The organism is Nocardia aobensis NBRC 100429, from assembly GCF_000308375.1.
GTDB classification, from domain to species: domain Bacteria; phylum Actinomycetota; class Actinomycetes; order Mycobacteriales; family Mycobacteriaceae; genus Nocardia; species Nocardia aobensis.
This window is the reverse complement of sequence record NZ_BAFQ01000082.1, coordinates 1-25,809: the sequence shown is the minus strand read 5'-3', so window position 1 is coordinate 25,809 and position 25,809 is coordinate 1. Positions and strand designations below refer to the sequence as shown.

The 25,809-nt window shown below is 67.7% G+C and carries 31 protein-coding genes; 17 read left to right on the top strand and 14 right to left on the bottom strand.

Annotated elements, in window-relative coordinates; genetic code table 11:
- The first annotated feature begins 122 nt into the window (after positions 1-122).
- The 3 genes from RJ03_RS34955 to RJ03_RS10915 are packed head-to-tail and all read left to right on the top strand — an operon-like array spanning position 123 to position 1,451.
- On the top strand, positions 123-488 hold the full coding sequence (locus tag RJ03_RS34955; protein WP_051024552.1) for an antibiotic biosynthesis monooxygenase family protein: 366 nt from the start codon (positions 123-125) through the stop codon (positions 486-488).
- 52 nt (positions 489-540) lie between these two features.
- Positions 541-981 carry a DUF4267 domain-containing protein gene (locus RJ03_RS10920; protein ID WP_036500904.1) on the top strand — a complete coding sequence of 147 codons (441 nt, stop codon included), beginning with the start codon at positions 541-543 and terminating at the stop codon, positions 979-981.
- Between the two features lie 44 nt (positions 982-1,025).
- Entirely contained in the window at positions 1,026-1,451 is a 426-nt protein-coding gene (locus RJ03_RS10915; RefSeq protein ID WP_036500902.1) for a DUF2871 domain-containing protein, read from the top strand.
- Between the two features lie 123 nt (positions 1,452-1,574).
- Here the strand turns inward: RJ03_RS10915 and RJ03_RS10910 are convergent, their stop codons facing one another.
- On the bottom strand, positions 1,575-1,973 hold the full coding sequence (locus tag RJ03_RS10910; protein WP_051024551.1) for a DUF4870 domain-containing protein: 399 nt from the start codon (positions 1,971-1,973) through the stop codon (positions 1,575-1,577).
- A gap of 191 nt (positions 1,974-2,164) precedes the next feature.
- On the opposite strand from RJ03_RS10910, the gene RJ03_RS10905 reads away from it, so the two are divergent.
- Both RJ03_RS10905 and RJ03_RS10900 read left to right on the top strand, forming a co-directional pair.
- Positions 2,165-2,509 carry a PEP-utilizing enzyme gene (locus tag RJ03_RS10905; protein WP_051024550.1) on the top strand — a complete coding sequence of 115 codons (345 nt, stop codon included), beginning with the start codon at positions 2,165-2,167 and terminating at the stop codon, positions 2,507-2,509.
- Between the two features lie 44 nt (positions 2,510-2,553).
- Positions 2,554-3,186 carry a hypothetical protein gene (locus RJ03_RS10900; protein WP_036500900.1) on the top strand — a complete coding sequence of 211 codons (633 nt, stop codon included), beginning with the start codon at positions 2,554-2,556 and terminating at the stop codon, positions 3,184-3,186.
- A gap of 102 nt (positions 3,187-3,288) precedes the next feature.
- On the opposite strand, the gene RJ03_RS39030 is transcribed toward RJ03_RS10900, so the two are convergent.
- The gene (locus tag RJ03_RS39030; RefSeq protein ID WP_373281693.1) at positions 3,289-3,780 is read right to left on the bottom strand and encodes a DUF397 domain-containing protein; all 492 of its coding nucleotides are present in this window, start codon (positions 3,778-3,780) and stop codon (positions 3,289-3,291) included.
- Positions 3,777-4,868: a helix-turn-helix domain-containing protein gene (locus RJ03_RS10885; RefSeq protein WP_083870739.1), complete on the bottom strand. Its 1,092-nt coding sequence runs from the start codon at positions 4,866-4,868 to the stop codon at positions 3,777-3,779. Before RJ03_RS10885 ends, RJ03_RS39030 begins: the two co-directional genes overlap by 4 nt.
- An 88-nt stretch (positions 4,869-4,956) precedes the next feature.
- Here RJ03_RS10885 and RJ03_RS10880 point away from each other — a divergent pair, with 88 nt between their 5' ends.
- From RJ03_RS10880 to RJ03_RS10870, 3 genes are read left to right on the top strand one after another with little or no spacing between them, the layout of a single operon-like run.
- Positions 4,957-5,517: a hypothetical protein gene (locus tag RJ03_RS10880; protein ID WP_036500898.1), complete on the top strand. Its 561-nt coding sequence runs from the start codon at positions 4,957-4,959 to the stop codon at positions 5,515-5,517.
- A 6-nt stretch (positions 5,518-5,523) separates the two neighbouring features.
- Positions 5,524-5,796, top strand: a complete 273-nt coding sequence (locus tag RJ03_RS10875; protein WP_036500897.1) for a hypothetical protein — start codon at positions 5,524-5,526, stop codon at positions 5,794-5,796.
- Complete coding sequence (locus RJ03_RS10870; protein WP_036500895.1) at positions 5,793-6,113, top strand: hypothetical protein; 321 nt, start codon at positions 5,793-5,795, stop codon at positions 6,111-6,113. The genes RJ03_RS10875 and RJ03_RS10870 overlap by 4 nt, the downstream gene beginning before the upstream one ends.
- Positions 6,114-6,294: 181 nt before the next feature.
- On the opposite strand, the gene RJ03_RS10865 is transcribed toward RJ03_RS10870, so the two are convergent.
- Positions 6,295-6,507: a hypothetical protein gene (locus tag RJ03_RS10865; protein WP_036500893.1), complete on the bottom strand. Its 213-nt coding sequence runs from the start codon at positions 6,505-6,507 to the stop codon at positions 6,295-6,297.
- Between the two features lie 111 nt (positions 6,508-6,618).
- Here RJ03_RS10865 and RJ03_RS10860 point away from each other — a divergent pair, with 111 nt between their 5' ends.
- Complete coding sequence (locus RJ03_RS10860; protein ID WP_036500891.1) at positions 6,619-7,416, top strand: SDR family NAD(P)-dependent oxidoreductase; 798 nt, start codon at positions 6,619-6,621, stop codon at positions 7,414-7,416.
- Between the two features lie 28 nt (positions 7,417-7,444).
- Here RJ03_RS10860 and RJ03_RS10855 read toward each other — a convergent pair whose 3' ends face one another.
- Entirely contained in the window at positions 7,445-8,047 is a 603-nt protein-coding gene (locus tag RJ03_RS10855) for a TetR/AcrR family transcriptional regulator (RefSeq protein ID WP_036500890.1), read from the bottom strand.
- Positions 8,048-8,149: 102 nt separating this feature from the next.
- Between RJ03_RS10855 and RJ03_RS10850 the strand changes: the two genes are divergently transcribed.
- Both RJ03_RS10850 and RJ03_RS10845 read left to right on the top strand, forming a co-directional pair.
- The gene (locus RJ03_RS10850; protein WP_036500888.1) at positions 8,150-9,688 is read left to right on the top strand and encodes an MFS transporter; all 1,539 of its coding nucleotides are present in this window, start codon (positions 8,150-8,152) and stop codon (positions 9,686-9,688) included.
- Between the two features lie 131 nt (positions 9,689-9,819).
- The gene (locus RJ03_RS10845) at positions 9,820-10,854 is read left to right on the top strand and encodes a Gfo/Idh/MocA family protein (RefSeq protein ID WP_036500886.1); all 1,035 of its coding nucleotides are present in this window, start codon (positions 9,820-9,822) and stop codon (positions 10,852-10,854) included.
- 7 nt (positions 10,855-10,861) lie between these two features.
- On the opposite strand, the gene RJ03_RS10840 is transcribed toward RJ03_RS10845, so the two are convergent.
- On the bottom strand, positions 10,862-11,659 hold the full coding sequence (locus RJ03_RS10840; protein WP_036500884.1) for an SAM-dependent methyltransferase: 798 nt from the start codon (positions 11,657-11,659) through the stop codon (positions 10,862-10,864).
- Positions 11,660-12,148: 489 nt separating this feature from the next.
- On the opposite strand from RJ03_RS10840, the gene RJ03_RS10835 reads away from it, so the two are divergent.
- Positions 12,149-13,645, top strand: coding sequence for a flavin-containing monooxygenase (locus tag RJ03_RS10835; protein ID WP_051024549.1), 1,497 nt, complete (start codon positions 12,149-12,151; stop codon positions 13,643-13,645).
- Positions 13,646-13,783: 138 nt separating this feature from the next.
- On the opposite strand, the gene RJ03_RS10830 is transcribed toward RJ03_RS10835, so the two are convergent.
- The gene (locus tag RJ03_RS10830) at positions 13,784-14,395 is read right to left on the bottom strand and encodes a dihydrofolate reductase family protein (RefSeq protein ID WP_036500882.1); all 612 of its coding nucleotides are present in this window, start codon (positions 14,393-14,395) and stop codon (positions 13,784-13,786) included.
- Between the two features lie 370 nt (positions 14,396-14,765).
- Here RJ03_RS10830 and RJ03_RS10825 point away from each other — a divergent pair, with 370 nt between their 5' ends.
- The gene (locus RJ03_RS10825; RefSeq protein ID WP_051024553.1) at positions 14,766-16,019 is read left to right on the top strand and encodes a PucR family transcriptional regulator; all 1,254 of its coding nucleotides are present in this window, start codon (positions 14,766-14,768) and stop codon (positions 16,017-16,019) included.
- A 9-nt stretch (positions 16,020-16,028) separates the two neighbouring features.
- Here RJ03_RS10825 and RJ03_RS10820 read toward each other — a convergent pair whose 3' ends face one another.
- Both RJ03_RS10820 and RJ03_RS10815 read right to left on the bottom strand, forming a co-directional pair.
- Positions 16,029-17,216 carry an AI-2E family transporter gene (locus tag RJ03_RS10820; protein ID WP_036500880.1) on the bottom strand — a complete coding sequence of 396 codons (1,188 nt, stop codon included), beginning with the start codon at positions 17,214-17,216 and terminating at the stop codon, positions 16,029-16,031.
- Positions 17,217-17,291: 75 nt separating this feature from the next.
- Positions 17,292-18,419: an alpha/beta hydrolase gene (locus tag RJ03_RS10815; protein WP_373281692.1), complete on the bottom strand. Its 1,128-nt coding sequence runs from the start codon at positions 18,417-18,419 to the stop codon at positions 17,292-17,294.
- Between the two features lie 239 nt (positions 18,420-18,658).
- On the opposite strand from RJ03_RS10815, the gene RJ03_RS10810 reads away from it, so the two are divergent.
- Complete coding sequence (locus RJ03_RS10810; protein WP_036500878.1) at positions 18,659-19,699, top strand: alpha/beta hydrolase; 1,041 nt, start codon at positions 18,659-18,661, stop codon at positions 19,697-19,699.
- Positions 19,700-19,712: 13 nt separating this feature from the next.
- On the opposite strand, the gene RJ03_RS10805 is transcribed toward RJ03_RS10810, so the two are convergent.
- Together RJ03_RS10805 and RJ03_RS10800 are read right to left on the bottom strand one after the other, a co-directional pair.
- A complete protein-coding gene (locus RJ03_RS10805; protein WP_036500876.1) occupies positions 19,713-20,306 on the bottom strand; it encodes a dihydrofolate reductase family protein in 594 nt (197 codons plus the stop codon).
- Between the two features lie 24 nt (positions 20,307-20,330).
- Entirely contained in the window at positions 20,331-21,140 is an 810-nt protein-coding gene (locus RJ03_RS10800) for a metalloregulator ArsR/SmtB family transcription factor (protein ID WP_036500874.1), read from the bottom strand.
- Between the two features lie 153 nt (positions 21,141-21,293).
- Between RJ03_RS10800 and RJ03_RS10795 the strand changes: the two genes are divergently transcribed.
- Entirely contained in the window at positions 21,294-21,929 is a 636-nt protein-coding gene (locus tag RJ03_RS10795) for an AAA family ATPase (protein WP_036500872.1), read from the top strand.
- Between the two features lie 62 nt (positions 21,930-21,991).
- Positions 21,992-22,354 (top strand): GFA family protein, encoded by a 363-nt coding sequence (locus tag RJ03_RS10790; protein ID WP_036500869.1) that lies wholly within the window; start codon positions 21,992-21,994, stop codon positions 22,352-22,354.
- A 97-nt stretch (positions 22,355-22,451) separates the two neighbouring features.
- Here the strand turns inward: RJ03_RS10790 and RJ03_RS10785 are convergent, their stop codons facing one another.
- Positions 22,452-23,432 carry a zinc-dependent alcohol dehydrogenase family protein gene (locus RJ03_RS10785; protein ID WP_036500868.1) on the bottom strand — a complete coding sequence of 327 codons (981 nt, stop codon included), beginning with the start codon at positions 23,430-23,432 and terminating at the stop codon, positions 22,452-22,454.
- 97 nt (positions 23,433-23,529) lie between these two features.
- Here RJ03_RS10785 and RJ03_RS10780 point away from each other — a divergent pair, with 97 nt between their 5' ends.
- On the top strand, positions 23,530-24,129 hold the full coding sequence (locus tag RJ03_RS10780) for a TetR/AcrR family transcriptional regulator (protein WP_051024548.1): 600 nt from the start codon (positions 23,530-23,532) through the stop codon (positions 24,127-24,129).
- A 211-nt stretch (positions 24,130-24,340) separates the two neighbouring features.
- Here RJ03_RS10780 and RJ03_RS10775 read toward each other — a convergent pair whose 3' ends face one another.
- On the bottom strand, positions 24,341-25,207 hold the full coding sequence (locus tag RJ03_RS10775; RefSeq protein ID WP_036500865.1) for an alpha/beta fold hydrolase: 867 nt from the start codon (positions 25,205-25,207) through the stop codon (positions 24,341-24,343).
- 4 nt (positions 25,208-25,211) lie between these two features.
- Positions 25,212-25,809, bottom strand: a 598-nt coding sequence (locus RJ03_RS10770) for a dienelactone hydrolase family protein (protein WP_051024547.1), incomplete at its 5' end; no start/stop codon positions are given.

Sequence of the window (25,809 nt, the reverse complement as noted above, 5' to 3'; positions counted from 1 at the left end):
ACAACAGGAATGCCGCGCGAGAGTCCAGCGGCCGGTTCGTCATGACCTCCACACTAGCAATCCAACATGATTGCCATCTAAGGGTATTGACATAAATTGTGATTGTCACTTAACGTGACAATATGACGAATTCCAGCACCCCCTCCGTTCCCGACACCGACGCGCCGGTCACGGTGATCAACACGATGTCGGTACCCGCCGCCCAGCGGGACCTGTTCCTGCAGCGCTGGCGTGACAGCGCCCAGTACATGGCGGCCGCCGCCGGTTTCCGCCGAACCCGGATGTTCCAGGCTGCCGGTAAGGCGGCCGAGGCGGTCTTCGTCAACGTCGGAGATTGGGACAGCGGCGCCGCCCTGCGCAACGCGCTCGGCACGGCGGAATGGCGGGAATTGACGCTGCGGATGCAGAACGATCTCGACCTCACCGCGCGGCCGATGATCTTCCATCCCACCCTCGAACTGGGACCCGGCGACATGCTGTCGCAGTGAGCCGGATGCCTTGTCGGACAACAATTCACGTCTGAATGTCAGGAGTACACCAATGTCACGCCGGACCCTCGGCACCGTCCTGGCGGCCGCTGTCGTTCTGTTCACCCTCTACCTCGGGATTTCGTTCGTCCTGACTCCCGAGACCGCGGCCCAGGGCTTCGGTCTGCCGAATGTGCCCGCCGGCGACGGCGGCGGCTTCCTCATCGTGAAAGGCTGCCGCGAACTCGCGATGGGCCTGGGCACGGGCATCCTGCTGATGACCGGCCGCCGCCGCGCCCTGGGGTGGGTCCTGCTGATGACGGCCGTCGCCCCGTTCGGCGACATGATCAACGTCCTGGCGCATCACGGCTCCGCGGCCACCGCGTTCGGCGTCCACGGCCTGACCTCCGCGCTGATCGCGGTCACGGGTCTGCTGATCCTCCGCGAAACCGGCAAGGCGCCCGAGGCCCGGCAGGCTGCCGCGCCAGCGCCCACCGCACAGCTGTCGGCCTGACCTCCACACCCGAACGACCGCACCATCATTCGAACGAGGACTCGATGAAACAGCTCTACTGGGCCGCCGTCGGCTATACCGCACTGGGATTGCCGTCGGGGTTGGTCTACCGCGAACTCACCAAGGCCCACGAGTTCACCGGCAAGACCGAACTCGCCGTGGTCCACACGCACCTGCTGGCGTTGGGAACACTGTTCTTCCTGATCGTCCTGGTGCTCGAACACCAACTCGCCCTGTCGAACACCCGCGCCTATCGTTGGTTCTTCACCGTCTACAACATCGCTGTCCTCTGGACGGTGGCCTGCATGACGATCATCGGCACCCGGACCGTCCTCGGACACGGCGAATCCACGCCACTGGCGGAGCTGGCCGGCATCGGTCACATCCTGCTGACCATCGGATTCGTGCTGTTCTTCCGCACCGTGCACCAGGCCATCACGGCCCGCCGCGAGGAGGCGGTTCCCGCCTGATCCGGCCGAATCGGTGACGGCGGAGCCGGATGCTCGGGCCGTTGCGCGCAGACGCAACGGCCCGAGATGATCTCGGGCCGTTGGTCTTCGGACTGTCGTATCCGCGGCCATGCGAAGACGCCGCTACCTGATCGAGTTGGCCAGCCGGTCGGCGTAAGGGGCGATGAATTTTCCGACGATGGGAAGCGTCGCGCGGACACCGCCGGTGTTGTTCGCCTGGACCATGGCCATGATCCAGACGACGACCGTGAAGACCGCAACGACGAGTCCGGCGAGGCTGAAGATGATCCCCAGGGCCCCGAGGAGCGAGCCGACGATACTCAGCACGATATTGAGCACCGAGACCGCCCCGAAGAAGACGATCGATTGCGAGGCATGGAATTTCACATCGGGATCGTGCTTCCCCACGAAGAGGAAGATGATTCCGGTGAGCCAGCCCAGCGCGTACGACAGGATCGCGCTGGTCTTCTTGTCCAAGCCGGCGGACTGCGGTTGGTTCGCGGGAGGTTGAGAAAATGTCATGGGGTGAGTAGACGCCGCGCGCGCCCCCTACCGATCCCAACTTTCCCCGCGAACCCTGTAGGGCTTCAGGTCGATCCGTTGTCGGCGAAGGCATCGCGAGCTATTACCGCGTCGTCAACTGATAGTTGACGCGCACATGATCGTCAACCTATGTTTGACGGGCCGAATCGCGGCGGTCAGGAGGAACCGAGATGTGGGATGCGCCCATCGTCACCGGCGCTGCGGCCAGCCGTGGTGTTGTCGCCGGTCCGGTTCGCCTGGTGCACGGCGTCGACGACTTCGACGCGGTTCGGCCGGGCGATGTCATCGTCTGTCGCGCTACCGATCCGGCGTGGACGGCGCTGTTCGGCGTTGCCGCCGCGGTGGTGACCGAAACCGGGGGAATTCTGTCCCATGCGGCAATCGTCGCCCGCGAGTTCGGGATTCCGGCCGTGGTGGCGGCCGAGGGAGCGATGCAGACCCTGGCGAATCATCGGGTCATCTCGGTCGACGGAACCAAGGGACACGTTCATGCCGTTCGCTCGACCCACCATTGACGCTTCACCAGGCATGGCTGCTCGATACGAAAAGGAAGTCCGCGATGACGCACGTTTCACGCAGTTCGCTACTCGCGTTGCACGCAATTCGCCTGGGCGGGTTCGTCGATACGCACGCGGTCGCCGGCAGATACCGAATGCCCGTCGACCTCGCCGAGTCGCACGTGCGGGACTTCCGAGAGCGCGGTTGGATCAGCCGCTTCCGATTCGGGGCGGACGCGGGGTGGTCGCTCACCGAGAGCGGACGTGCGCAGAACGAGCGGCAACTCGCCGGCGAGCTGTCCGAGTGTGGGGCGAAAGCGTTCGTGGAGGACCTCTATCGCATGTTTCTGCCGCTCAACGCACGGTTGGTGCAGGCGTGCACCGCCTGGCAACTGACCATCCTTCCCGATGGCAGCATGCAGGACAACGACCACCAGGACGCGCAGCGGGACCGGCAGATCCTGGACGAACTGGAAAGCCTCGCAAAGGAATTGGTTCCGCTGACGAATACTCTCACCGAACGACTCGCCCGGTTCGCCGGTTACGACACCCGCTTCGCCGCGGCCCTCGCCCTGGCCGCCGATAATCCCGAGATGGTCACCGGCACCGAACACGACTCGGCCCACCGAGTGTGGTTCGAACTGCACGAAGATCTGATCGCCACCCTCGGTATCGACAGGGCGCACCCGTCCTAGACGAGTAAGTCCGAGGCGCCGTCAGTGGTCGAACGTGGTCGGGATCGGGTGACTGGTTGTCCTGCGCACTACCCGGTGATCAGCTGATCGAACTCCGGGCTGTTACGCCGGTCGCTGGAACTTGCCGTTTTGGATGCCGGTGATGAAGGCGTCCCATTCGGCGGGGGGGAAGAGAAGCGCTGGGCCGGTGGGGTTCTTCGAGTCGCGAACTCCGACCGCGCTGTTGGGGAGGTGTGCTACCTCCACGCACTCTCCGCCGTCACGGCTTCGGGTGCTTTTGAACCACTTGGCAGTGGGTAGGTCAACGCTCATGCCGCGTTCTCCTCTGGCTCCGGTTCGCCGGTCCTTGGCCCTTTGGGTCCCTCGCCCCTTGGGTTGCTGTTCGCTATGCGGAGGCTTGAATCGGCCGTCCTGAATGCCGGCGGTGAAGGCGTCCCACTCGGCGGGGGTGAAGATGAGAGCTGGGCCGGTGGGGCTTTTGGAGTCGCGGACGGCGACTGTGCCTTCCGTGAGATGTGCAACCTCCACGCAATCCTTACCGGCTCCGCTGCGGGTGCTCTTGAACCACTTGGCAGTGGATAGGTCGGCACTCACTCTTCGTACTCCTCCGCGATCTTCATCAGCAATGCCCTGGACTCGGACTGATTCAGTGCAGTGCGTTCGATAGCTGACAAAGCTGTGCGGTACTGCTCGATCTCGTCGTGTTTGTCCAGGTACAGCGCCCCAGTGTAGCCCTCGATATAGACCACGGGCTGCTCTGTGAGGGCGGGGTTCACGTGTTCGGGAAATTCCAGAAGTACAAACGGCCCCGCGTCGAGTCCGATGTGAGCGCCGACTTTCAGCGGGACGATCCTAACCGCGATGTTCGGCAGTCTGCTGAGGTGGGCAATGTGCCGCAACTGGTTGGCCATGACGGCGGCGCCCCCGATGTGGTGCCTTAGCGCCGCTTCGCTGAGAGCTGCATGGAAGCTGAACTGCTCACGCGATTCTTGAAGGCGTTCTTGGCGTTTAACGAGCAGTTCGACGTGGCGTTCGATCTCTTCGTCGGTCAGGCGAGGGACGTAGGCTCGCGAAACGGCACGTCGGTAGTCAGCAGTCTGCATCAAGCCGGGCAGAAGCGTCGGCTGAAACGATGTGATGCGCCGCGCGGCTTGTTCGAGTCCGATGAAGAGGTCCACATTCGCGAAAATCGCATCGCTGTACGACTGCCACCAACCAGTCTTGCGGGCCTCATCTGCCAACCACAGCAGTGCGCGCCGATCCTCGTCGCTGGCGTCGTAGGTGTCGCACAGCGCCCGGATGACCATTTTCTTGACTTGGCCTATTTGGCCATTTTCCAAGCGCCACAGAGTTTGTGAGCTCATCTCGGCAAGTTTCGCCGCCTTGTCTCTGGTCAGGTTCGCATGTTTGCGCAGCTCGGTCAGCCGCCGGGCCAGCAACCGTCGCGGGAGTGTGGTCGTGTGGTCTGCCATCGCGATCACTTTCGTCAGTGAAGCTACCGAGCCTTCCAGTTGATCTGGAAGGATTCTATTTGACCTCAATTGCTCTGTTATGTCTCCACTTTCGCGGCGAACGGTGGTGTACTCGACTTGTGCGAGCGGTGGGGCGGCCGACCCGGCAATCCGTAAGCACCTCAACCACATCCCCGTCTTCGGAAGCCCGAACATGTCGAAATTTCCCATGCTCGAACAGCCGGACACACAACCGGACACCGATGGAGGACGACGAAATGATAAGCGCCCCAGAGCTATCGGGCTTGTTCTGCCCGGCGTGTCCGGCGCGGACACATCCCGCCACGCACTGGCGATCGAACGGCATGCCGAGCGGCTGGGTTATCACTACGTCTACACCGTGCGGCCGCCCGAGGATCGGCCCGACCCCGTCGGTTACGGTCTGGCGATCGCCCTCGGTATCGACGCTGCGGCGGTCGTGGTCTACGACTTGAGCACCGTCGACCACAGTCCGGCGCGGGTGTGCGATTGGTGCGATCTGGAAACGGTGTGCCCGCCCGAGACGTGGGCGCGCAGCCCGATCTCACCGGAGTATGCCGGTCCGCCGCATCCGCTCACCGAGTCGATCGCTGGGCGAATCATGCAGCAGCACAAGGCGTGTAGTGCCCATCATTGTCCCCGTAAAGCCGCTGCGTTCGGGTTCCTCGTGCGGGCCGGGAAGATCGTTCCGCCGGTTCACACGCTGCGAGAGCGTGCCGCGGCGCGCGGTATCCGGCTCGACCCGATCGGCAGCGAACTGCCGGTGGCGGCGGGTCCGGACCTCGGCACGCTCCTGAGCGTGCTGGACGGGCTGCTCACCGATATGCGGGACCAGGGGTAGGCGGTGATGGACGACAGGACCAGGTGTACCGAGGCGGACGGCCTGGAAGCGGTCTGGGCGATACAGAAATTCCGTCATATCGAGATCAGGCGGGCGCGCGACACGGCCACCGGCGAAGTGATCGAGTTCGCGCCGGGCACCGATCTCGCGGCGGCGCGGGAACAGACGGCGCGCCGCTGGACTGCTGTCTGGGATCGCGTCGCCCACGAGATGTGGACCGAATGGATACCGGGACACCGCAATTCGGAATCTACGCCCATGACGCGGTTCCTCGGATGAGCGCGGAGCTGGACAAGTCGAAGTGGCCCAAAGCAATCGGATACGTTCGCTCCGATCTGGCGGGCGGTCGGCGAACCCGGATCGAAGCCGCGATTCGCCGGCGCGCGACCGAGGCGGGTTATCGCTTGCTAGGGATCGTCGCCGACGTGCAGGTGCCTGATCTGCTGGTCGCCCTGCGCCGGGTCGACGCGGTGGCGGTGATCGTCCATGATCTGGAGCATGTCGGCGGCAGTCCGCGATCGGTGTGCGGATTCGCGGCGCTGGTCACGGTGGAGCCCGCAGACATGTGGCGCTGGGGCTACCAGCCGGATTGGTAGTGCGGTCGGGAACGCTCGTCGCGGTGATGTGTCTGCGGTGCGACGTCGGTGATTGCCGGGCCCACAATCCGCACACCCGAATTTTTCGTGCAAACCTCCGCGGAAATGCGCGAAAACCGCCAAAAACGGCGGGGTTTGCACGATTAGTTCATCGTCACGGACGCGGTCCGGCCGAGCGCAGCTACACGGTGACCTGCGAGGAGGACGGGCGTGGTGCGATGGGCGATCTGCTGACCACCTGCACCACCTCCGAATGGACGAACGATTCGATGGCGGTGCCGGGTAGGCGGGCCGATGCGGTGGCGACCGAAACCCTGGCCGATCGGCTCGTCACAGTGGGGCTGCGGCTCAGCAGGCCCGGGGCCGTGGACGCGGCCTCGATCCTCGGGGTCATCGCGGGGTGGTCCGGGCCGATACCGGCGAGAGCGAGGACTACCGAACCGGATTCTGTTCAGCCCGATCCGGATCGGCGACGCGCCCGGCGAGCGTTGTTACCGTCGCTGCCATGGATTTGCAGCTGAGCGGTAAGCGGGCCATCGTCACGGGCGGCAGTAAGGGAATCGGCCTGGCCGTCGCGCGCGGACTCGCGGCCGAGGGCGTCGACGTGGTGCTCGCCGCCCGATCCGCCGAACCGCTCGTGGCGGCCGCGCAGGCACTCGCCCAGGAGAGCGGGCGGCGGATCGTCGCGGTGCCCACCGACACCGGCGACGACGAACAGGTGCGGGCGCTGGTCGAGCGCACCGTGGCCGAGTTGGGTGGGGTCGACATCCTGGTCAATGCCGCGGCCACGCCGTGGAGTGCCGGCGCGCCCGCGGATCTGAACGCCACCAGCGACGACATCGTGCGCCGCGAGGTCGAGATCAAGGTGCTCGGATATCTGCGCACCGCCCGCGCGGTCGCGCCGCATCTGATCGCGCAGGGCTGGGGACGGATCGTCAACATCAGCGGACTCGGTGCGCGGCAGGCGAATTCGATCGCGCAGACGGTGCGCAACGTCGGCGTCTCGGCCCTGACCAAGAATCTCGCGGACGAACTCGGCCCGCACGGGATCAACGTGACGGTCGTGCACCCGGGCCTCACCCGGACCGAGCGGCTCACCGGACGGCTGGCCGCCCAGGCCGCCGAATCCGGCGCCACCGTCGAGGAATTGGAGGCCGGTCTGGTCGCCAACTCGATCCGCCGGGTGATCGATGCCCGCGAGGTCGCCGACGTGGTCACCTTCCTGGCCTCGCCGCGCAGCATCGCGATCACGGGCGATGCCGTCGCGGCGGGCGGGGGAGTGCCGGGGCCCGTCTACTACTGAGGCGAAACCGACCTGCGCGCAAGACCTTTCAGCGTTCGCAGGCGGCGAGGAAATCGTCGACGATGCGGGTGCAGTCGGCGCGCCCGGCGCGGCCGATGCCGGTGAGCCGCACGAAGACGATCGGCCCGACGAGCTGCGCCAGCACCGCGGTGAGATCCCGATCGCCGAGCAGTGCGCGCGCCCGCGGGTCGTCGAACAATTCGTCGAACGGGCGGCGGTAGGTGTCGATGAGATGAGCGCGCAGCGAACCGGACCGCACACCCTCGCCGTGGGCCTGCGCGTCTCCGGTCGCCAGCCACGCCAGCGTGGTCAGATGCAGCGGTACGTCGTTGATCGCCGCGGCCTGTCGGGTGAGCAGTTCGATCAGCCGCTCCCGCAGCGGACCCGCGTCCGGTATCTCGACAACCGGCGGCATCAGCTCTTCCAGCGTCGCGGCACGCAGCCGCGCCACGGTGTCGAAATGCCGGTACAGCGTGGTGCGCGCGACGCCCGAGCGTCGCGTCACCGCATCGATGGTGACCGCGTCCAATCCTCCGTCGCGCAACAATTCGGCCGCGGCGGCGAGCAGGCGGCGACGTGAGCGCGCCTTGCGCGGGTCGTCCTCGGATTCGATCGCGGCAGTCGATGTCATGGTCTCAGGATTCCTCCTCGGCAAGATCGGCGGCCGCACGGGACGGAAACGATACTTCGAGTAGCATAGCGAAACTAAAAGTATCGTTTCTCGGGAGGCGCGATGAACGCAACCATGACCGAGCTCGTACCCGTGCGCACCCGATGGGTGATCGTCGTGTCCTGCCTGGCCGTCGCGCTGGTCGTCGCGTCGATGGCGGCGCTCTACACCGCCCTGCCGCAGATCGCCTCGGCCACCGGCGCCACGCAGTCCCAATTGACCTGGATCATCGACGGTTACACGCTCGCGCTGGCCTGTCTGGTACTGCCGGCCGGCGCCCTGGGCGACCGCTACGGCCGCCGCATCGTCATGATCATCGGACTGGCGGTGTTCGCGATCGCCTCGGCGATCCCGCTGGTGGTCGCCGGACCGGAATGGCTGATCGGCTCGCGGGCAATCGCCGGAGTCGGTGCGGCACTGGTGATGCCGTCGACGCTCTCGTTGCTCACCGCCGGGGTCGAGCCGGATCGCCGCAACGTCGCGGTCGGCATCTGGGCGGGCACGGTCGGTGGCGGCGCGGTCATCGGCATCCTGGGCTCCGGAGTGCTGCTGTGGCGCTGGTCGTGGCTGTCGATCACGCTCGCGATGGCGGTCTCGGGTGCGGTTCTGGCGGTCGCGGCGTGCACGGTCCCCGAATCGCAGGACGGTGAGCGCGCGCGCTTCGATCCGTGGGGTGCGGTGAGCGGCGCGGTCGCGGTCGGCCTGATCGTGATCGCGGCACTCGAGGCCCCGCAGCGCGGCTGGACCGATCCGATGGTGCTGGGCGCGGTCGTCGCCGGGTTGGCGGTCGGCGCGGCCTTCGCCGTGATCGAACTGCGCGCCGAGCACCCGCTTCTGGATGTGCGGCTGTTCGCCGGGCGCGGCTTCGGCACCGGGACGCTGTCGGTGGCGGTGCAGTTTCTGGTCTCGTTCGGGTTGTTCATGGTGATCGTGCAGTTCTTCCAATTGATCCTGGGTTATTCGCCGCTGCTCTCGGCGGTCGCGATGGCGCCGATGATCGTGCCGATGGTGGCGCTGTCGGTGATCGCGCCGTGGCTGGCGCAGCGGTTCGGGCTGCGGCTGCCCACCACGGTCGGGCTGGTCGTCGTCGGGGCCGGGCTGCTGTGCCTGTCCCGGCTGACGTCCGTGAGCACCTTCGTGGATGTGCTGTGGCCGCTGCTGATCATGAGTACCGGCCTCGGCTTGGCCGCGGCGCCGGCCACCGCGGCGATCGTGGACGGCGCGCCGGCCGACAAACAGGGTGTGGCGGCCGCGGTGAACGACGCCGCTCGCGAGATGGGCGCCGCGCTGGGTATCGCTCTCGCCGGCAGTGTGCTGGCGGCCGGTTACGGCCACCGCATGGCCGAGATCGCCGACCGGATTCCCGAACCGATCCGCGGGCCCGTCACCGGTTCGCTCGCGGGTGCGCTGGCCGTCACCGAGCGCATCGGCCCACAGGCGAAACCGCTTGCGGAACAAGCGAAATCGGCCTTCGCGCACGGCCTGCACCAGGCCACCCTGGTGCTCGGAGTGGTGACTCTCGTGGTCGCGGCGATCCTGGGTGTGTGGGCGCCCGCGCGGGCGCGCTCCGCCGCAGAGCCCGCCGGCGCGGCGCAGCGCTGAGCCGGTGTGTCGGGGCCGTCGTCCCCGCGCCGGAGTGCGCGGCCGTGTTGTGATGGATGCGGGCCGGGCACCGGTCACCCGCGGGTGTGCTGGCGGGCCCGCGCGAGCGGAGGTCGAATCGAGGAGCGGCGATGGCGCAGGCGAATGTGGCGGTGATCGGATACGGATTGTCCGGGGCGGTGTTCCACGCCCCGCTGATCGCCGCCGACCCCCGGCTCCGCGTGGCCGCGGTGGTGACCTTCTCGCCGGAGCGGGCCGACCAGGCGCGCGAGGAACATCCCGGCGTGCGGGTGTTCGCCACAGCCGACGAATTGTTCGGCACCGCAACGGATGTCGATCTGGTGGTGATCGCGAGTCCCAACCGCACCCACAGCTCCCTGACGCTGCGGGCCGTGGCGGCCGGGCTGCCGGCGGTGGTCGACAAACCCTTCGCCCTGACCGCCGCCGAGGGCGAGGCGATGATCGAGGCCGCCCGGAGGGCCGGCACCATGTTGACGGTATTTCAGAATCGGCGCTGGGACAGCGACTTTCGCACGGTACGCCGGCTGATGACCGACGGCGCCCTGGGCGAGGTGCGCCGCTTCGAATCCCGTTTCGAGCGCTGGCGGCCGCGGATCAAGGGCGGGTGGCGAGAGGTCGGTGGCGCCGACGAAGGCGCCGGCATCCTCTACGACCTCGGCAGTCATCTGATCGACCAGGCGCTCGACCTGTTCGGCCCGGTCGACGACGTCTACAGCGAACTCGACGCCCGCCGCCCCGGCGTGCGGGCCGACGACGATGTCTTCGTGGCGCTCACTCATGCCTCGGGCGTGCGGTCGCATCTCTGGATGAGCGCCGTGGCGCCCCAGCTGGGTCCGCGCTTCCGGGTGCTCGGCTCCGAGGCCGGTTACGTCTGTTACGGGCTGGACCCGCAGGAGGCGGCGCTGCGGGCCGGTCGTCGCCCAGGCGACGGGCAGCCGTGGGGGAGTGTCGATCCCGTCGACTGGGGTCAGCTCGGCGCCGAGGGCGATCTGCGCCTGATCCCCAGCGAACCCGGTGCCTATCCGGACTTCTACGCCGGGGTCGCCGCCGCCCTGCTGGACGGCGCCGAACCGCCCGTGGATCCCGCCGATGCCGTTGCGGCCCTGCGCATCATCGAGCGGGCGCGCGCGGTGGCGGCGCGCTGAGCGGCCGTCAGCGTTTGCGGGCGACGCCGCCGTAGGCCGCGATCTCGGCGGTGCGGCCGACCTCGCTGGAGTCGGCCTGCCACTGTGTGATGCAGGTGAAGCCGGGCTCGACGAACTCGAGTCCGTCGAAAGCCGCGGCGATCTCGGCACGCGTGCGCGGATAGTACGGTGTGCCACCGGTTTTCGCGTATTCCGCGCACAGGTCGACATACGGCTGACTGTCGTCGGTGCCGTCCCAGAGCACGAGGTAGCTGCCGGAGGGGACCGCCGCCAGCACCGTGCCCACGATGCGCAGCATGTCCTCGTAGCTGCGGGCGTGGCCGAGGACGCCCATGAACATGACGGCCACCGGCTCCTGCAGATCCAGGATGGCCTCCGCCTCGGCGATGATCTTCTCCGGCTCGTGGAAATCGGCGTTGACGTAGGTGGTCACGCCCTCCGGAGTGGTGCTGGTGAGCAGCGCGCGGGCGTGCGCGAGGACCAGCGGGTCGTGGTCGACGTAGACGACCTTGGCGTCGGGCACGACGCTCTGCGCCACCTCGTGGGTGTTCTGCATCGTCGGCAAACCGGTACCGATATCGAGGAATTGCCGGATTCCGGCCGCACCGGCCAGGTGGCGCACCGCCCGGATCAGGAATTGCCGCGACTGCACCGCCATGGTCGCGATATCCGGATCGATCTGCAGACTCGCCTCACCGACGGCGCGGTCGACCTCGTAATTGTCCTTGCCGCCCATCCAGAAATTCCAGATGCGCGCCGAGTGCGGGATATCGGTGCGGATCTGCGCCGGATCGTCGATGGCCATAAGTGCTGAGCTCCCGTAGGTGTGGGGCGCCGCCGAACCGCGCGGCATCTCGTCGGTGCGAACTACGCGAGTATAGACCTCCTCGCCGCGGTCGTGTCGGAATATGTTGCAGGGCCGAAATATTCGCAACCGATCTGGGGGAACGGCCGTGCGGACCGAGTGGATTATCCGGTACCTGTTGCGCGGCAACATTATTCGGGGAGACGGCGCGGCGGCACGGGGGTGACGGCGCCTTCCTGTTTAGTTAGCTGAAAGTGTGCCAATCGTCTTGACTGCGCGCGTCGGCCGTCGGCGTCGTACGCACTCGCCCTCGCTTTCGACGGCGGAAGCCTGGTGTCTCTCAACACTAATCAAGCGTCCAATCTGGAAAGTTGTCCATATCGGCACGCTGAATCGACTCGTCCCATTCGGTCTGTGCAGGCGTGGTTTTAGGTTTTCCTTGCCTCAGGACGTAAGGTTGCCGATCGGTTACTGGATATCTCTTCTCACATGGAGGTGGTAGAGGGCTTGCACAGCACAGTGGTCGTCGTCGGGTCCGGATTCGGGGGGATCGGCATGGGAACGGCGCTGCGGCGCGCGGGGATGGACGATTTCGTCATCCTGGAGGAATCGTCCGAATTGGGTGGCGTGTGGCGTGACAACACGTATCCGGGGTGCAACTGTGACGTACCGGCGCACCTGTATTCGTTCTCGTTCGCGCCGTATCGCGATACGGCTGTCCGTTTTCCGGCCCGCCGCCGGACCTTGGAATACCTACGGTCCGTCGCCGCCGCCGAGGGCCTACCCGCCCACCTGCGCACCGGCACCGCCGTCACCGAGGCGACATACTCGGAATCGGAGGCGCGCTGGGAACTACGGACCGCGAACGGGATTCGGCTCACCGCCGACATCGTGGTCTTCGCCGTCGGCCAATTGCATCGCCCCAACATTCCGGAGATCCCGGGCCGCGACGAATTCGGCGGCGCGTCGTTCCATACCGCCGGCTGGGACCACGCCGCAGCACTGCGCGGCCGGCGGATCGCCCTGATCGGCACCGGATCCAGTGCGGCGCAATGCCTGCCGACGCTCGCCGACACCGCCGCATCCGTGCGGATTTTCCAGCGCACGCCGCAGTGGATCCTGCCCAAACCGGCCCCCGAATTCGGCCCGGCGACCCGTGCGGCGCTGCGGCTGCCCGGTGCGCAGCGCGCCTACCGCTGGGGTCTGCAGCAAGCCGCCGACTCGTTGCTGGCGCCGATGATGCACCGCCAATGGCCCGCCCGGCCCGCGGAATGGGCGGCGCGGCAGTATCTTCGACGGAGCATCGCCGATCCGGTGCTGCGCGGCCGGCTCACCCCGGATTATCCGATCGGCGCCAAACGGATCGTCTTCGACAGTCACTTCTATCGCACGCTGCGCCGCGACAACGTGGAACTGACCACCGCCGCGATCGCGCGCATCACCCGCGACGGCATCGTGACCGCCGACGGCGGACGCTACGACGCCGACGTCATCGTCTACGCGACGGGTTTCCGCGCCTCGGAATTCCTGGCCCCGATCACGGTGCGCGGCCGCGGCGGCCGGTCCCTGCAGGATCGATGGCGTTCGGGGCCGGATGCCTTCATGGGCCTGGCGGTGCCGGGATTTCCCAACGCCTTCCTCATCGCCGGACCCAACTCGTTCACCCCGGCGGGTAGCAATCCGGCGATGAAGGAGCATCAGATCGCCTACATCATGCGCTGCCTGCGCTGGCGTGACGAGATCGGTGCGGCGGCCATCGAGGTACGCGCCGACGCGATGGCGGCGCATCGGGAATGGCTGGCCGACGCGCTCGCGACCACGGTGTGGTCGACGGATGTGCCCAGCTGGTACACCCACGACAGCGGCGCGATCACCAATCCCTGGCCGGCCTCCGTGCGCACCTACGCCCGAATGCTGCGCCGCCCGCCGGCGCTGAGCTTCGCACCGGTGCACCACACCGCGACCGCCGAAGCGGTCGGCGCCTGACCCGGATCGCACGAAAGGACCGCCCGGTGCGAAAGTCATCGCGCCGGGCGGTCTTCCGGTCAGGCCACGGTGGCGTTCGCCGGGACGCGCCGCCGCGCCCGTCGGGTGACGCAATCGGTGTACGTCACCCGGTCGCGATCAGTCCTCGTCGTGGGCCAGATGTTGCTTGGCCTGGTCGTAGTCGCCCTCGAGCTGCTGCCCGGGTCCGTAGACGAGATGGATGACACCGGTACGGAAGGCGGTCGAGCGCAGCAGAGTGAGCGGGAGGGTGGCGTCGGCGTCGTCGAACAGGCGCATGCCGGACCGCACCGCGATCGGATGCACCAGTAGATGCAGTTCGTCGAGCAGCCCGGCGCCGAGCAGTGCGCGCACCACCGATACCGAGCCGGAGATGGCGATATCTCCGCCGGGTTCCCGCTTCAACGCCGTCACCCCGGCGATCAGATCCCCCTGCAGCACTTCGGAATTGCGCCAGGTGAAGGTGTGATCGCTGCGCGACACCACGATCTTGCGGGCATCGCCCAGCTTGCGGCCGAAGTCGGCGTCCGGCCCGCCCGCGGCCTCGCGTTCCGGCCAGGCGCCGGCGAAGCTGTCGTAGGTCTTGCGTCCCAGCAGCAGGGTGTCGGCGGCGCCGAGTTGAGCATCGACCGCCGCGCCCATCTCGTCGTTGTAGTACGGAAAGTGCCAATCCTGCGGGTTCTCGACGACGCCGTCGAGAGCGATGAACAACCCGGCCGTGATCGTGCGCATGATGTCTCCTGAATCCGAAAGTCCCTGTCGCACAATTCGACGGCGCGAGCGCGCCGAACTCATCGCCGCCGGAGAAGGCCGCGTGGATGCGGACGCGGTGGCGGGAACGGAGCAAAAAGTGAGCGGTTCCCCATATTTTGTCGGCAAATATCCCGTTCGTCCCATGCTGTCGGCGATCCGCCCAGGTCAGCGGCAATGCCGCGAGGTGTCGAATATGTCCAAAACGGAGTAGAAGGTGAGCGGAGGCTCGCATTACCGTTCCATCAGGTAACACCTACGGCCGGTGATCGGGCGGTGTCGATATCGCCCGATCACCGATCCGGCAGATCTCGCGAAGGCTGCGGATCCGGTCGGTGACAAGGAGGTCAAAGTGACTACAGCAAGCACAGTCGGTGCTGAGCGCGCGATATCCGGCCGCGCCACCTCGCTGTCCATGCGGGATGCGCAGACCATGTCCCGGGAACTGGTCCTACACCTCGGCGGATCCGTGGCGCCGTTCACCACCCTGCCCGCCGACGTGATGTCCGGTGACGTGTCGGCGGTCGCGCGGATCTGTGTGGAATGGTCGATCCGCCGAGTCAACGGCGGCGATCTTCCCGAACGCACCGATCGCCTGCGGGCCGCGGCCGCGCGCTGGTGCCGCGCCGGTATTCCGATCGAAGTGGTCGTGCACGCCGTCCACGAGGGATTCAAGGCCGGACTGGACCTGCTGTTCGCCCGAGCCCAGGCCAGCGATGCCGAACTCGTCGTCAAGGGCACCGCCACCGCGCTGGAACTGCTGGACCTCATCACCGCGACCGTCAGCAAGGCCTATGTCCAGGAGCGCCGCGCCGACGCCGTCGAGCATCACACCGCCGTGCACACGCTCACCTCGGCGCTGCTCGGCGGGCACGCCACCACGAAGATGGCGCGCGAATGCGGGATCCGGATCGCCGAGCGGTATCACGTTCTCGCGCTGTGGATTCCGCCGCATCCCGACGAGACGCATCCGCGGCTGGATCGCAACGTGGTCGCGCGCCGCAAGCTGCGGCGGGTGCAGGCCGCGCTGGCGAAACTGCTGCGCAACCAGCCGCTGGCCATGCTGTCGGTCGACGGCGGCACCGTGCTCGTCCCCGAAACCGCCTGCACCGAACCGGAATTGGACGATCTCGTCGCGCAGCTGTCGGAGCTGGCCGGGGTGCCGCTGACCGCCGCGGTGGTGGGCGCCGCCGCGGCCGACGTCCCGGCCGCGGCGCAACAAGCCCACGATCTGCTCGACACGGTGCGCCGGCTCGGACGCGGGCCCGGGGTCCATCGCTTCGCCGAACTCGCGCTGCAATACCAGCTCACCCGGCCCGGGATCGGCCGCGACATCCTCGATGCTCGCCTCGCGCCGCTGGACGACCACCCCGAACTGCTGGAAACGCTGCACGTGTTCTTCAACACCGACCTCAACCGGCAACGCGCCGCGCGGCAGCTGTGCATCCACCCGAACACCATCGATTACCGGCTGCGCCGCATCGGCCAGCTGACCGGCTTCGACCCGTCGCGCACCACCGGATTGTGGTATCTGCGTTCGGCATTGATCGCCCGGCTCAGCATCGCCGACCGCGAGGCGTCGACGCCGGCGCGCCGGCCCGCCTGAGCCCGGACGTCACGCGTCGGGGCCGGCCGGTGGCGGGTCGGTGGTGCCGTCCAGGTGCGGGTACACCACCTCCTGCACGATCAGCAGGACCGCGGCGGCGCACGGTATCGCCAACAGTGCGCCGAGGACGCCGAGCAGGGCGCCGCCCAGGATGATCGCCACCACCGTGACCACCGCCGGCACCCGGACGGTGCGGTCCATGATGCGCGGGACGAGCAGATAGTCCTCGAGCAGCCGCATCGCGAGGAAGAATCCGGCCGTGGCGATGCTGACCGGCAGCGAAACGGTCAGCGCGACGGCGGTGATGATCAGCCCGGCGACCGTCGAGCCGATCAGTGGCACCAGGTCCAGCAGCGCCACCAGCACCGAAAGTATCAGCGGGTACGGCACCGAGAACACCGTCAGCCAGACGAAGGTGGCGATCGCGGTGATGAGCGAGATCAGCAGATTGCCCAGGACGTACCCGCCGACCTTGGCGAAGATGGCGTCGCCGAGCAGGATGGCGCGAGGTCGGCGCGACTGCGGGAAGAACCGGTACAGGCTGTGCCTGATCCGCGGGAAATTCGCCGAGAAATAGATGGTCAGCACCGCGACGATCAACGCGCTGGCCAGCGCGCCGAAGACCCGCTCACCGGCGCCGAGCAGGCCGTGCCGCAGCGAGGGGTTGTCGGTGAGCCCGTGTCGGAGTTCCTGATCCAGGTGTAATCGCTGCGACCACGATCGGATCAGCGGGTACTGGTTCTCCAGGTCGTGGAGCTGGTCGGTGGCGTGATCGACCAGATCGCCGCCCTGGATGATCAGCGGTGTGATGGCCGCGGCCAGGAATCCGGCGACGAGCAGTGTGGCACAGCCGAATACGACGGCCACCGCCGCCCAGCGCGGCAGCCGGTGCCGATGCAGCCAGGCGACCACGGGCTCGATGCCGATCGCCAGGAACAGCGCGACGCCCACCAGGACGAGGGCCTGTCGCGCGGTCGCCAGCATCTGCACGATGCCGATCGCGAGGAGTACGCCGAGGCCGCCGGTCACGCCGATCACGAACGGAGAATTGCGGTCGAACCGCGGGCCCGGCCGCCCGTGGGGGTGCCGCGCACCGGCCGCCTCGGAGGCCGCGCGTTCGGCTGCCGCGATCGGCTCCGGGACCGACGGTTCGCCCTGCGGGCCGCGCTCGGCGTCCGAATCGGCGGAACTGCCCATTCTTGGCAGCGTAGTGCCCGTGCGCCCTGCTCGGGCCGGACTAGGTGGGCGGGCCCGTACTGAAACCGGGTCGGCTCACAGTCCGAGTGCCTGCGTGAATACCGGCCAGCCCCGGTGCAGGTCCTCCTGCCAGTAGCCCCAGGAATGGGTGCCGGTGGGACGCATGTCGAAGGTGGCGGGGATGGCGAGCTCGGTGAGTCGGGTGCGCAGTTCGCGCGTGCAGCGGACCGCGCCGGTTTCCAATGCTCCGCCGACGAGGATCTGATCGGCCAATTTCGCCGGGCTGGAACGGATTCCGGGACCGTCCAGGGTGTCGAGAGGTCCGGGGAGCCCGGTGCCGGTGGAGACGTAGATCGCGGTGCCGCGCAAGCGGTCCGCGTGCAGGTAGGGGTCGTTGGCCGCCCACGCCGGATCCGTCGGCGGCCCCCACATGTTCACCGTATTGCCCATACCGCCGGCCACGACCGCGTCGACGATGAGCTGGCCGGCGGGATCGCTGGTGCGTGCGCAGCCCGAGTACGACCCGATCGCCCGGTACAGGCCCGGGGCGGCCAGTGCCAGCTGAAAGACCGAGGTCCCCGCCATGGATATGCCGATGATCGCGTTCGTGCCGTTCCCGCCGAAACCGGAATCGATGATCGGCGGCAGTTCCTCGGTGAGGAATGTCGTCCACCGCTGCCGGCCCAGGACCGGATCGTCGGCGCGCCAGTCGGTGAAGTAACTGCTGGCTCCGCCGAACGCCACCACCACGTTGACCTGTTTGTCGGCGAAGAACTGTGCGATATCGGTCCGGTTGATCCAGTTTCCGTCGGCGCCGCCGTCGATACCGTTCAGCAGATACACCGTGGGGGCCGGGCGCGACCGGTCGGGCGCGGGAAGGACCTCCAGCCGGATCGGACTGTTCATCGCCGCGGAGTGGACGGTGACCGTGAGGGCGCGCGGCGAACCGGGCGCCGCGGCCGTCAGGACGGAACCGTCGAGGGAGGGGTGGGCATCCGTCATGGCTTGTGTGGCCGAAACCGAGGCGGTGGCAGGCGAATTCGGTGCGGAAGGAGGTTGGGCGGAAGGAGGTTGGGCGGAAGGAGGTTGGGCGGCAGGCGGTTGGGCGGCGGCCGAACCGCAAGCGAGCCCGGCCGTCATCGACAGGGCCGCGGCCAGTCGCGCCGAGGTGCTGCAGAAGCCGTGTGCGACAGCAGAATTCACGCGCTGCCTTTCCTGGATACGAAACCGCGCAACCGCTGACGCCGACGATAGGGCGGTACAGTGTTGCCCGACAATCACATCGCGTCGGTTTTGGTCCGTATGCCAGCGCGGGCGCGTCCGGTCTGGTAGTGGCCACAAATTCCGCGTTATCGGCTGCCGGGATGGGGGTCTGCGTCGTTGACTGTGGTCGGCCGTCGGGGAGTCGTGCCGCGAACACCTGTCGAGATCGGAGTGCGAGGATGGTCAGCCGTCCGCCGAGAATGCGCATCGCCCGTGCCGTCGCCGTCCTGTCGGCCGTGATCACCGTGGCGGCAGCGATCACCGCCGCGAACGATCGCGCGGGCGCCGACCCCGACGATCCGGCGACCGTCACCGCGCCCGACGGATCGCATATCAGCGATATCCATCGGCGTGACGACCGGATCCTCGATATCGGCGTGTACTCGGCGGCGATGCGCACTGTGACTCGCGTACAACTGATTCGGGCCGCCGACCCGGACCGGCCGGCGCCGACGCTGTATCTGCTCAACGGCGCCAACGGCGGCATCAGCGACGGCAGTTGGTCCGATCGCACCGATATCGCCGAGTTCTTCGCCGACAAGCAGGTCAACGTGGTGGTGCCGTTCGGCGGAGCCAGCAGCTACTTCACCGATTGGCGCGCCGACGACCCGGTGCTGGGCCGGCAGCGGTGGCGTACCTTCCTGACCAAGGAATTGCCGCCGATCATCGATTCCGGATTCGGCGGAACAGGAGTGAACGCGATCGCGGGAATTTCGATGGCGGGGACCTCGGTCTTCCAACTGGCGCTGGCCGCCCCGGGTCTGTACAAGGCGGTCGGCTCGTACTCCGGATGTGTGCGCACCAGCGACCCCCAGGGCCAGTTGATCGTCGACGCCGTGGTCGGAAATCGGATGGGCAATACCGTGAACATGTGGGGGCCGCCGACGGATCCGGCGTGGGCGGCCAACGACCCCTACCTGCACGCGGACCGCTTGCGCGGCACCGCGATCTACGTCTCCACCGGCACCGGGCTCCCGGGACCGCTCGACACCTTCCAGGGCGCTCACGGCGACCCGACGCAACTCGCGTACCAACTGGTCTTCGGCGCGGCCCTCGAAGGGGTGACGAATATCTGCACCCACCAGTTGCACGACCGCCTGCAGCAACTCGGCGTGCCCGCGACCTTCGACTTCCGGCCGACCGGTACCCATTCCTGGGGCTACTGGCAGGACGACCTGCACACCTCCTGGCCGGTGTTCGCCGACGCCCTCGGCGCGTGAGGACGCGACCCGGTCAGCGCACGCGGTCGTAGACGACGGCCATCTCGCCCAGCTCACCCGTTTCCTGATGGGAGAGCGTCCAATTCGTCGCCGGCAGGCCGTCGTCGAACAGACGCGGTCCGCCACCGGCGATCTCGGGGCAGACGGTGAGGTAGAGGCGGTCGAGCAGATCGGCGGCGAGCAGATCCTTGATGACGCTCGCGCTGCTGTTGACCAGGATGTCGCCGCTGCCGGTGCTGCGCAGGTCGGCGATCAGGTCGGCGGCCGGGGCGTTCACGATGCGGGTGCGGTCCCAGGGGGCGTCGGTCAGTGTGCGGGACAGCACCACCTTCTCCGTATCGACCAACCACTTCGCATATCCGCGGTCGCGCGGGTCGGCGGAGTCGTCGGCCGCGACCGAGGGCCAGAAGCCGAGGAAACCCTGCGCGTTGAGCCGGCCGAGCACCGCCGTCGTGGCGTTCTCCCGCATCCGGGTCATCTGGTCGCGCGCGACCTCGGTGGTCGCGTAGCGCACGATCGGGCCCATATCGCCCGGGCCGGCGGGGCCGTGGTACCGGCCGTCGAGGGTGATGCTGAGGTTGGCGGTCACTTTGCGGGTGTCGCTCATCGTGGGGCTCCTTCGTTGTTTCGTTTATTCGGTGGACGTGGATGCGCCGACGGCGTCGGCGAGGTTGTCGAGGACTGCGGCCCAACCGGTTTCGATTCCGGCGATGAAGGCGACCGCGTCGACGGTGGTTTCGGTGATCGTCAATTCCATGTACATGCGGGTGCCCTCGGCGGTCTCGGTGAGGGTCAGGGAGTAGCGGCCGGTGAAGGCCACGGAGCCCGCGGCATCCAGGACGGACAGCTCGAAGACCAGGCGCTCGTTCTTCTCCGCGGCCAGCACGCGGCCCTGCGAGCGATACCGATGTCCCTCGGGGTCGCGATAGTCCAGCACGGCCCGCCCGCCGGGTGTGGGTTCGAGTACGCATTCGGTGATGCGCATCGGCGCCGGCGCCCACCAGGCCGCCAGCAGGTCCGGATCGATCCAGTGTCGCCACACGGTGTCAGGCGGTGCGGACAGCATGCGCTCGAAGTTGAACGTCCGCCCGTCCGCCCATCGGTCCTGGTGCGCCGCAGCGGTTTCCGCGTCGATCGCCGCGCGGTAACGGGCAACCACATCCCGCTCACCGGCATGCGCGTCGGCGGTCTCCGCCACCTCGCACAGCCGCCGCCCCAGCTCACGCAGCGGTCCCGCCTCGAGGGCGTACACCCGCCGCTGCCCCAGCGGAAAAACCGCCACCACCCCGGCCCGCGCCAGCGTCTGCAGATGTTTGGTCGTCTGCGGCTGTCGCAACCCGGTCGCCTCCGCCAACTCCCCGACCGAGCGAGGCCGCTCGGCCAGCAGCTCGACGATCCGCCACCGCGAACCGTCGCTCAAGGCGGAGAAGATCTGATCCATGAGCTAAGTATTCACCCAAAAGAATATTCCTGTCAAGGAATATCTTTCCGGCGGGTGGAGCAGGGCTCGCGGTGTGTCAGCCTGGCCCCGGTTCCGGCGAACTGCGGACTGGAGACGAGGAGCATCGTGCCGTGCGCCGATAGTGTTGGGACTATGCTGCTGTGGATCAATGGGCCCTTCGGCGGGGGTAAGACCCAGACTGCATTCGAGCTGCACCGGCGTCTTCCCGGCAGTGTCGTCTGCGATCCGGAGGAGGTGGGTTTCGGACTGCATCGAATGATGCCGTCGGCGTTGCGTGGCGACTTCCAGGACTTTCCCGGCTGGCGGCAGGGTGTGTTCGAGGTCCTCGACCACGTGCTTCACAAGCACGAAGGCGTGGTGATTGCGCCGATGACGGTCGCTGATCCTCGGTATTTCGAGGAGACGGTGGGACGGCTGCGCTCGGCGGGACACGTGGTGCGCCATTTTGCGCTGCTCGCCGAACGGGAAACCGTTCTGAATCGTCTTCGTGATCGTGGACTCGGGATCGCGCCCCTCCTCCGCTCGGTCGGTCGGAGCGATCTACTGCTGCGCCGAGAACAGTTCGCGGTGGACAAACTCGACTACTGCCTCGAACAGTTGAGCAAGCCTGAGTTCGCCGAACATATTTGGACCGACACCACCGCGGTGACGGCAGTAGCCGACCGTATCGCCACCATGGCCGGCTTGACGCCGGCCCCCGACACCGACGGTCGGCTGCGCGGCAGGCTGCGCCGGATGGCGGTCACCGTCCGTCACGCCCGTCGATGAACACGAATTCGGCGGGCGACGGCCGTACTGGAGTTCAGTTATCGTGCGCGTGAAGGAGTGATATGGACGGCGGCTGTCTCTGCGGCAATATCCGGTTCACCGCGACCGGTGCCCCGGACTTTCCGCACCTGTGCTCGTGTGAGCACTGTCAGCGGCTCTCGGGCGCGCCGGTGATGGCGTGGGTGTCCTTCCCGGAGAAGGGATTCGCGTGGACCGGTCCGGGCGGCGAGCCGGCCTGGTTCGAGACGTTCCCGCAGATCTGCCGTGGGTTCTGTCCGAAGTGTGGTTCCTCGATCGCGTCCAAGGGCGATGAAGCCGGTCTGGTGGGCGTCACGATCACGGCGTTGGACGATCATTCCGGGCTGATTCCGGTCAAGCAGAGCTTCGCGCACAACGCCGTCCCGTGGTTGGCGCCGTTGAACTGAGACACCGCTCTCGCGGGGCGGGTCCCGCGCATGTGCCAGGACCCGTCGGGTGCCGAAATGCATGGGGGCGTCGCGGAGGTCGGTGGCACGGTCGGTGTCAGATGGTGACCACGATTTTGCCGATGTGTTTTCCCGCTTCCAGGTGGTGGTGGGCGGCGACGATGTCGTCGAGGGGGAACACGGTGTCGATCGTGGGTTGTAATGCGCCGGTGCGGATTCCGGCGTTGAGGAAGGCCGCGATGCGGTGGACCGCTGCCGGATCCAGCGTGTGCTCGAAGCTCATGTACCGGATCATCGTGATCGGGGCGGCGGGGAACGGTGCGGGTCCGGGGTCGAGCCAGCCGACGGTGATCAGGGTGCCGCTGAACGGTGTGGCTGCGCTCGCCAGTTCCGCCAGGCCGGGGCCCATGACGGAGTCCAGGATGATGTCGGCACCGGCGCCGTCGGTGAGCCGGTGCGTCGCCTCGACGACATCGTCGTGGTCGGTGACGATGACCGCGGTGGCGCCGGCGGCCAGCAGGGTGTCCTTCTTGGCGGTATGGCGGGTGACGGCGAGGGGGATGGCGCCGATCTGATTGGCGATCTGGATGGCGGCCAGGCCGACTGCGCTGGAAGCCGCGGTGATCAGAACATGGTCGCCCGGTCGCATCGCGGCCTTTTCGACGAGCGCGCCGTAGGCGGTGGAGTACGCCACCCACAAGGCGGCAGCGCCGGTGGCGTCCAGCCCGGCGGGACGGGCGATGATCCGGTCGACGGGGAGGACGAGGTGTTCGGCGTAGGTGCCGTTGGTGTCCATGTCGGGTACGGCGGTGACGATGACCGGATCGCCGACGGCCCATCGCTGTACGCCGGCGCCGAGGGCGTCGATGGTGCCGGTCGCCTCGACGCCGAGACGAGCATGCGGCAATCGGATCGGCCGCGGTGACATGCCGGTGCGCACCATCTGGTCGAGCCGGTTGATGCCCACGGCTTCGATCCTGAGGCGAACTTCGCCGGCGCCCGGGGTGGGGACCGGCTCGTCGACGATGTGCAGGACTTCGGGGGTGCCGGTTTCGTCGAACACGACGACTCGTGACATGAGGTCTCCTGATCACGCTATTTCTAGTGCATTCGTTCTATAAATAGAGATAGTACAGTCGTTCTAGAAATGTCAATCGCACGCGAGGGAGGTGGCGATGGCGGGGCGCCCGGTCGACCGTCAGCGCAGGGACGAACTGCTGGACGCGGTGGTCGATTACACCGTCGAACACGGGTTTTCGGAGTTGTCCTGGCGGCCGGTAGCCGCCGGTGTCGGGGTTTCACCGACCACGCTGGTGCACCACTTCGGCACCAAAACGCGCATGCTCCAGGCCATCCTCGAGCGTTTGCGACAGCGGATGTTCGATGCCACCAGCGATGCGGCCGGTGCGCATCCCGACCTGGCGACGGCAGCGCGGGCGGTCTGGGCGCGGACTTCTGCCCCGGATCGGGAGGCGGAGTTCCGGTTGTTCTTCGCCGTCTACGGACGTGCCCTGCAAGCCCCCGAACAATTTCCGGACTTCCTCGACCACGTCGTCACCGACTGGCTGGCCTCGCTGCGCGACGCTCGAGCCCCGGGCGCTGATCCCGAGACCGCAAGTCGCACAGCGACATTGGTCATCGCGACAATTCGCGGGCTGTTACTCGATCTGCTCGCCACCGGCGACCGCGACCGGGTCCAGGATGCTGCCGAAAGCTTCCTGAGCACCCTCGAAGATCAACCGCGGCCCGCCCCGGCCCCCGGCGGACGCACTTAGCGCCATCAGTCTCTCGACCGCGCCGACCCGCTCAGCACCCACGTACCCACGACAGCCGCTCCGCGGTGCGCACGACTGCTGGAACACGAATCAACACCAGCGCGCAGCTGTCGGTGATCGCTCGAACCGCCGGCTGAGCGCGGCCGGCACGAGGGGGCCGTCACGGCGAGATCGCGGGGTCGTAAAGCGCTCGCCGTGAACGGTTTCCGGATCAGCGGTGGGCGTCGAGTACCTCTCGCAGCCGCTGTGCGAATGCCTCCGGCTGCCCCGCGTAGCTGGCGTCGCCGCCGGCGAAACCGCTGTGATGGCTGGGGAATACGGTGGGCTGCTGTCCGAGGAGGGCGGCTGTCGCTGCCGCGGTGCGGCCGGTCAGCACGTTCCCCGTCTCCTCGCCGACGGCGATGAGGACGCGGGTCGGGGCCTCCGTCAGTGCGGCGACGTCGGGCCGGTAGCCGCTGACCGCCCAGGACCGGTCCGAGACCAGCGGATCGTCGCGGGAGCCGTCGTCCTCGGTGGGCATTCCGAACTGCGCCGGGTCGGGGGTGGGCAGGGCGAAGAAGTCGTCGGTGAATTCGCCCTGCCAGGACGCCATCGCAATGAATGCGGCCATACCGGCGCCGAATCCCTTGGCCTCGTACGCATCTCGCACGCCGATCTGTGCGCGACGGGCCGCTTCCGCGTCGGGCAGCGCCGGCAGGATCGGCGGTTCGTGCGCCACCAGTGTGGTCACATCGCCGGGGTGGGCGGCCACCAGGGCCAGGGCGGTCACGGCTCCGCCGCTGCTGGCGAAGATCTCCACCGGGCCGCCGATGTGCTCGATGAGCGCGTGCAGATCCTCGGCCTGCACGACGGGTGAATTATCGGTGCGCCCGTCCTTGCGCACGCTGCGCCCCAGCCCGCGCGGGTCGTAGGTGATCACGGTGCGGTCGGGGAAATAGGAGGCCAGGGTGGCGAAACCGTCGGCCGTCATCGGCTGGCCGACCATGAGCAGCGGCGCCCGGCCGTCGGCGGTGGGCAGCGGACCGCGGACGTCGTAGGTGAGGTCGGCCTCGGGGGTGCTGAGGATTTCTGTCTGCATGCTCCTAGGACGAGGCGGGCGCCGGAAATTCATCGGTCACCGCCCCCAGTGTCGCGGCGAACAGTTCGGTCACGCGCTGCCAGGAATCGGCCGCTGCCGCAGGGTCGTGCACCGGACGTCCGGGGAAGAAGTAGGCGTGCTGCGCACCGGGATAGACGACCAGTTCGTAGTCCGCCCCCGCCTGGGCGAGCGCGGCGTCGATGGCCGCGCGCTGCTCGGCGTCGATCACATGGTCGCGCTCGGCGAGCAGGAGCAGCAGCCGGGTGCCGCGTTCGGCGATCGACGAGGTGTGGGCGAGCAGCGGATCCGGGATGCTCAGCGCGGTACCGGCGACCGGCAGCCAGCCGGGGTAGAAGATCGCCGCGGCGTCCAGATCCAGCCGGGTCGCGGCGAAGTAGGTGATATGCCCGCCGAGGCTGAAACCGAGTGCGCCGGTGGTATCGCCGCCCGCACCCTGTTCGCGGGCGAAGGCCACGGCCGCGCGCAGATCCGCTTCCACGCCGTCGCGGGTGAGCGTGCCGAGCAGCTCGAAGGCCCGCGCCCGGTTCTCGTCGGATTCGGCCAGTCCGGCGGCGGTCTCCGGTCCGCACCGGTGATACAGA

Coding starts and splice junctions, on each gene's coding strand:
- RJ03_RS34955 (WP_051024552.1), top strand. CDS start 123: ATGACGAATTCCAGCACCCCCTCCGTTCCCGACACCGACGCGCCGGTC.
- RJ03_RS10920 (WP_036500904.1), top strand. CDS start 541: ATGTCACGCCGGACCCTCGGCACCGTCCTGGCGGCCGCTGTCGTTCTG.
- RJ03_RS10915 (WP_036500902.1), top strand. CDS start 1,026: ATGAAACAGCTCTACTGGGCCGCCGTCGGCTATACCGCACTGGGATTG.
- RJ03_RS10910 (WP_051024551.1), bottom strand. CDS start 1,973: ATGACATTTTCTCAACCTCCCGCGAACCAACCGCAGTCCGCCGGCTTG.
- RJ03_RS10905 (WP_051024550.1), top strand. CDS start 2,165: ATGTGGGATGCGCCCATCGTCACCGGCGCTGCGGCCAGCCGTGGTGTT.
- RJ03_RS10900 (WP_036500900.1), top strand. CDS start 2,554: ATGACGCACGTTTCACGCAGTTCGCTACTCGCGTTGCACGCAATTCGC.
- RJ03_RS10885 (WP_083870739.1), bottom strand. CDS start 4,868: ATGGGAAATTTCGACATGTTCGGGCTTCCGAAGACGGGGATGTGGTTG.
- RJ03_RS10875 (WP_036500897.1), top strand. CDS start 5,524: ATGGACGACAGGACCAGGTGTACCGAGGCGGACGGCCTGGAAGCGGTC.
- RJ03_RS10870 (WP_036500895.1), top strand. CDS start 5,793: ATGAGCGCGGAGCTGGACAAGTCGAAGTGGCCCAAAGCAATCGGATAC.
- RJ03_RS10865 (WP_036500893.1), bottom strand. CDS start 6,507: ATGACCCCGAGGATCGAGGCCGCGTCCACGGCCCCGGGCCTGCTGAGC.
- RJ03_RS10860 (WP_036500891.1), top strand. CDS start 6,619: ATGGATTTGCAGCTGAGCGGTAAGCGGGCCATCGTCACGGGCGGCAGT.
- RJ03_RS10855 (WP_036500890.1), bottom strand. CDS start 8,047: ATGACATCGACTGCCGCGATCGAATCCGAGGACGACCCGCGCAAGGCG.
- RJ03_RS10850 (WP_036500888.1), top strand. CDS start 8,150: ATGAACGCAACCATGACCGAGCTCGTACCCGTGCGCACCCGATGGGTG.
- RJ03_RS10845 (WP_036500886.1), top strand. CDS start 9,820: ATGGCGCAGGCGAATGTGGCGGTGATCGGATACGGATTGTCCGGGGCG.
- RJ03_RS10840 (WP_036500884.1), bottom strand. CDS start 11,659: ATGGCCATCGACGATCCGGCGCAGATCCGCACCGATATCCCGCACTCG.
- RJ03_RS10835 (WP_051024549.1), top strand. CDS start 12,149: ATGGAGGTGGTAGAGGGCTTGCACAGCACAGTGGTCGTCGTCGGGTCC.
- RJ03_RS10830 (WP_036500882.1), bottom strand. CDS start 14,395: ATGCGCACGATCACGGCCGGGTTGTTCATCGCTCTCGACGGCGTCGTC.
- RJ03_RS10820 (WP_036500880.1), bottom strand. CDS start 17,216: ATGGGCAGTTCCGCCGATTCGGACGCCGAGCGCGGCCCGCAGGGCGAA.
- RJ03_RS10810 (WP_036500878.1), top strand. CDS start 18,659: ATGGTCAGCCGTCCGCCGAGAATGCGCATCGCCCGTGCCGTCGCCGTC.
- RJ03_RS10805 (WP_036500876.1), bottom strand. CDS start 20,306: ATGAGCGACACCCGCAAAGTGACCGCCAACCTCAGCATCACCCTCGAC.
- RJ03_RS10800 (WP_036500874.1), bottom strand. CDS start 21,140: ATGGATCAGATCTTCTCCGCCTTGAGCGACGGTTCGCGGTGGCGGATC.
- RJ03_RS10795 (WP_036500872.1), top strand. CDS start 21,294: ATGCTGCTGTGGATCAATGGGCCCTTCGGCGGGGGTAAGACCCAGACT.
- RJ03_RS10790 (WP_036500869.1), top strand. CDS start 21,992: ATGGACGGCGGCTGTCTCTGCGGCAATATCCGGTTCACCGCGACCGGT.
- RJ03_RS10785 (WP_036500868.1), bottom strand. CDS start 23,432: ATGTCACGAGTCGTCGTGTTCGACGAAACCGGCACCCCCGAAGTCCTG.
- RJ03_RS10780 (WP_051024548.1), top strand. CDS start 23,530: ATGGCGGGGCGCCCGGTCGACCGTCAGCGCAGGGACGAACTGCTGGAC.
- RJ03_RS10775 (WP_036500865.1), bottom strand. CDS start 25,207: ATGCAGACAGAAATCCTCAGCACCCCCGAGGCCGACCTCACCTACGAC.